The sequence below is a fragment of the Streptococcus parasanguinis genome, from assembly GCF_001578955.1.
Taxonomy (GTDB): Bacteria; Bacillota; Bacilli; order Lactobacillales; family Streptococcaceae; genus Streptococcus; species Streptococcus parasanguinis_U.
Window position 1 is genome coordinate 74,845 of the sequence record NZ_KQ969694.1, and the last position, 4,279, is coordinate 79,123.

The 4,279-nt window shown below is 41.8% G+C and carries 4 protein-coding genes; all 4 read left to right on the forward strand.

The features are described from left to right. The coding region (gene priA / locus SPADD19_RS10570; RefSeq protein WP_128861634.1) for a replication restart helicase PriA at nt 1-1,259 on the forward strand (1,259 nt) is incomplete at its 5' end. A 10-nt stretch (nt 1,260-1,269) separates the two neighbouring features. Continuing rightward, a complete protein-coding gene (fmt, locus tag SPADD19_RS10575) occupies nt 1,270-2,205 on the forward strand; it encodes a methionyl-tRNA formyltransferase (protein WP_061455958.1) in 936 nt (311 codons plus the stop codon). Next, entirely contained in the window at nt 2,195-3,508 is a 1,314-nt protein-coding gene (rsmB, locus tag SPADD19_RS10580) for a 16S rRNA (cytosine(967)-C(5))-methyltransferase RsmB (protein ID WP_049498853.1), read from the forward strand. The genes fmt and rsmB overlap by 11 nt, the downstream gene beginning before the upstream one ends. A gap of 21 nt (nt 3,509-3,529) precedes the next feature. Beyond that, nucleotides 3,530-4,270 (forward strand): Stp1/IreP family PP2C-type Ser/Thr phosphatase, encoded by a 741-nt coding sequence (locus tag SPADD19_RS10585; RefSeq protein WP_003018086.1) that lies wholly within the window; start codon nt 3,530-3,532, stop codon nt 4,268-4,270. Nucleotides 4,271-4,279: the final 9 nt, after the last annotated feature.

The following is a 4,279-nucleotide window of genomic DNA, read 5'->3' on the forward strand; positions in this document are numbered from 1 at the left end:
CCATCATCATTGATGAGGAGCACGAGGCTTCCTACAAACAAGATAGTAACCCACGCTACCACGCAAGGGAAGTCGCAGTCTTAAGGGCTCAGTACAATCAAGCAGTCTTGCTTCTTGGATCTGCCACACCAAGTTTAGAATCGCGGGCTCGTGCAACAAAAGGGGTTTATGAATTAATTCGTCTAACCCAGCGGGCCAATCCGGCAGCCAAAATTCCAGAAGTTAAAGTTGTTGATTTCCGTGATTATATTGGCCAAAATGAAGCTGGTAACTTCACTCCTGTTCTAGTGGAAGCTATTGCTGAACGCTTGCAGAAAAAAGAGCAGATTGTCTTGATGTTGAACCGCCGTGGTTATTCCAGCTTTGTTATGTGTCGCGAGTGTGGGACTGTGGATACTTGTCCTAATTGTGACATCTCTTTGACCCTCCATATGGATACCAAAACTATGAATTGCCATTATTGTGGTTATAGTAAGGCAATTCCTCGACACTGTCCAAATTGCCAAAGTCCTTCCATTCGTTATTACGGAACAGGAACGCAAAAAGCCTATGATGAATTACAAGAGATCTTTCCTGAGGCTAAAATTTTGCGCATGGATGTGGATACCACCCGAAAAAAAGGGAGCCACGCAGCAATATTAGATGCTTTCGGGAATGGAGAAGCGGATATTTTGTTAGGGACGCAAATGATTGCTAAGGGGCTGGATTTTCCCAATGTGACGTTAGTGGGTGTCTTGAATGCGGATACTTCTTTAAATTTACCGGATTATCGATCCTCAGAGCGAACCTTTCAGCTTTTGACTCAGGTGGCAGGAAGGGCCGGACGAGCAGAGAAAGAAGGAGAAGTCATCATTCAGAGCTACAACCCCAATCATTATGCAATCCGGTTTGCTAAAGACCAAGATTATGAAGGCTTTTTTGCCTATGAAATGCAGATTCGTCGGCAGTTGGGCTATACACCGTATTACTTCACAGTTGGGTTAACCCTGTCGCATAAGAGTGAGGAAATTGTGATGGAGAAGTCACATCAGGTTATGGAAATCCTCCGATCTGGCTTATCCGATCAGGTCCAAATCTTAGGACCAACTCCTAAACCAATTGCACGTACACATAATTTGTATCATTATCAAATTATTGTGAAGTATCGTTTCGAAGAAGGTATGACACAGGTATTGAATCAAATCTTAGAATTTACCCAAGAAAAAGGGAATAAAGATCTGCGTCTGAGTATTGATAATGAACCTCAAAGTTTCATGTAAGGAAGAAAAAATGACAAAATTAATTTTTATGGGAACACCTGATTTTTCAGCGACCGTTTTAAAGGGCTTGTTAGCAGATTCGCGTTATGAAATTCTAGCAGTTGTGACGCAACCAGACCGCAAAGTAGGTCGCAAAAAGGAGATTCGAATGACCCCAGTGAAGCAGGTAGCTTTGGAACATCAACTACCGGTTCTTCAGCCGGAGAAATTATCGGGTAGTCCAGAAATGGAAACTCTCTTATCACTAGATGCAGATGGAATTGTGACCGCTGCTTTTGGACAATTTTTACCGACAAAATTGTTGGAGAACTTCCAATTTGCGGTGAATGTCCACGCGTCTTTATTGCCTAAATATAGAGGTGGAGCTCCCATTCACTATGCTCTTATCAATGGTGATGAAGAAGCTGGGGTTACAATTATGGAAATGGTCAAGGAAATGGACGCTGGAGACATGATTGCAGCTCGTTCTCTACCCATTTTAGATGAGGACAATGTAGGAACCTTGTTTGAAAAATTGGCTGTCCTTGGACGTGACTTACTCCTAGATACTTTGCCAGCTTACCTGGGAGGGGAGATCAAGCCAAGTCCACAAGATCCAAATTTGGTCACATTTTCACCGAATATTTTGCCGGAAGAAGAGGTTTTGGACTGGACCAAAACCAACCGCCAAGTCTTTAATCAGATTCGAGGGATGAATCCTTGGCCGGTGGCTCATACGTTATTAAATGGTCAACGCTTTAAAGTCTACGAAGCAGAGCTATGCGAAGGAAATGGAAATCCTGGAGAAGTGATTGGTTTGAGCAAAAAAGAGTTGCTGGTAGCTGCTGGAGAAGGTTCACTGTCCCTTAAAGTTGTGCAACCAGCAGGAAAACCTAAAATGTCCATCACTGACTTTTTGAATGGCGCGGGTCGTCAATTGAAATTAGGAGATCGCTTTGGAAGTTAAACAAATGAATGCGCGTGAACAGATCGTTCGAGTCTTGGAAGAAGTCTTTGAACACGGGGCTTATTCCAATATTGCCTTGAAAAAAACGCTAGAACATTCCCAGCTTTCGGATAAGGATAGAAGCTTTGTTACGGAAGTTGTTTACGGTACAGTAGCACGGAAAATAACGCTCGAATGGTATCTCTCTCACGTGATCGAAGATCGGACAAAATTGGATCCATGGGTCTATTATCTCTTAATGATGAGTTTGTATCAACTCGTCTATTTAGACCGAATTCCCGATCATGCCATCGTCAATGAAGCCGTTCGGATAGCAAAAAGCCGTAAAGAAGGCAGTGAGAAGTTTGTCAATGCTATTCTTAGAAAGCTTCTCCGCGAGGGACTACCAGCTGTTGATACGATCAAGCGAAAGAACAAACGTTATTCGGTGCAGTATTCCCTACCTGTATGGTTGGTTAAAGAATTGATCGAAGAATATGGTGAAGAACGTGCTTGTGCTATTTTTAAAAGTCTCTATCAGCGTAATAAATCCAGTATTCGTGTCGTTGATCTGAGTGAAAAAGAAAAACTCGCTCAGGAGTTAGAAGCAAGTGCATCCCTCATTGCTTCTTCTGCCCTCGTGAAAGATCAGGGACATTTTGCGGCGCACTCCTTGTTTAAAGAGGGCCGGATCACCATTCAAGATGAATCTAGTCAATTGGTGGCACCGGCCTTGGATTTACAAGGCGATGAATGGGTTTTAGATGCCTGTGCGGCACCAGGTGGAAAGACGACTCACATCGCTTCTTTTCTTACAACTGGGAAAGTTACAGCCTTAGATCTGTATGATCATAAACTGAAATTAATTCAAGAAAATGCCAATCGGCTTCATGTTGCAGATAAAATTTTGACAAAGAAGTTAGATGCGACAAGAGTTTTTGAAACATTTGGACCAGATGCATTCGATAAAGTATTGGTGGATGCACCCTGTTCTGGGATTGGACTGATACGGAGAAAGCCGGATATCAAGTACAATAAAGAGAGTGTAGATTTTGTCTCTTTACAAGCCATTCAATTAGCAATTCTGGATAGTGTTTGTCAAAGTGTGCGTAAAGGTGGTATAATAGTGTACAGTACGTGTACAATTATAGGGAAAGAAAATTTTGAAGTGGTTGATCGTTTTTTAAAAAGTCACCCAAATTTTGAACAAGTCCCATTGGATCACAAAAGAAAAGATATTCTCGAAAATAACTGTATTCTGATTACACCTGAATTGTATGAAAGTGATGGCTTCTTTATCAGTTGTTTTAAGAGAATTTTATAACATCAGGAGGGAACTGACAGTATGGATATTTCTATCTTAACCGATGTAGGTCAAAGACGGACAAATAACCAAGACTATGCAAATCAATATAAAAATAAGGCTGGGAAATCTATGATTTTTCTCGCTGACGGTATGGGAGGACACCGTGCCGGTAATATTGCTAGTGAAATGGCAGTCACAGATCTGGGTGCTGCTTGGGTTTCTTCTGAAATTGAAACAGTGAATCAAGTACGTGAATGGTTTGCAAATCATTTAGAGGATGTGAATCGTCGGATTCATTTAGCAGGTCAAGATGACGAACACAAAGGTATGGGAACCACACTAGAGGCCTTGGCTTTCGTGGAAGGACAAGTGATTTATGCTCATGTTGGAGACTCTCGAATTGGCCTTATTCGCCACGGTGAATACCGGCAATTGACAAGTGATCATTCTCTTGTAAATGCTCTTTTACGTGCTGGTCAAATTACAGAGGAAGAGGCTGCTCATCATCCTCAGCGAAATATCATCACTCAGTCTATTGGTCAAAAGGATGAGCTTGAGCCAGATTATGGCTTGGTCACAGTTGAAGCAGATGATTATATTTTGATCAATAGTGATGGATTAACCAATATGCTTGGTCCAGATGAAATCAGAGATATTGTTTTGAGTGATGTTTCACTGGAAGAAAAGGCTAAAACCTTGATTCGTTTTGCCAATAATGCTGGAGGTTTGGATAATATTACTGTTGTATTGCTCCACTTTAATGAGGAGGACGCAGCATGATTCAAATCG

What these genes read in the sequence shown, in the direction of transcription:
- SPADD19_RS10585 (WP_003018086.1), top strand. Translation starts at nt 3,530, where the DNA reads ATGGATATTTCTATCTTAACCGATGTAGGTCAAAGACGGACAAATAAC.
- fmt (WP_061455958.1), top strand. Translation starts at nt 1,270, where the DNA reads ATGACAAAATTAATTTTTATGGGAACACCTGATTTTTCAGCGACCGTT.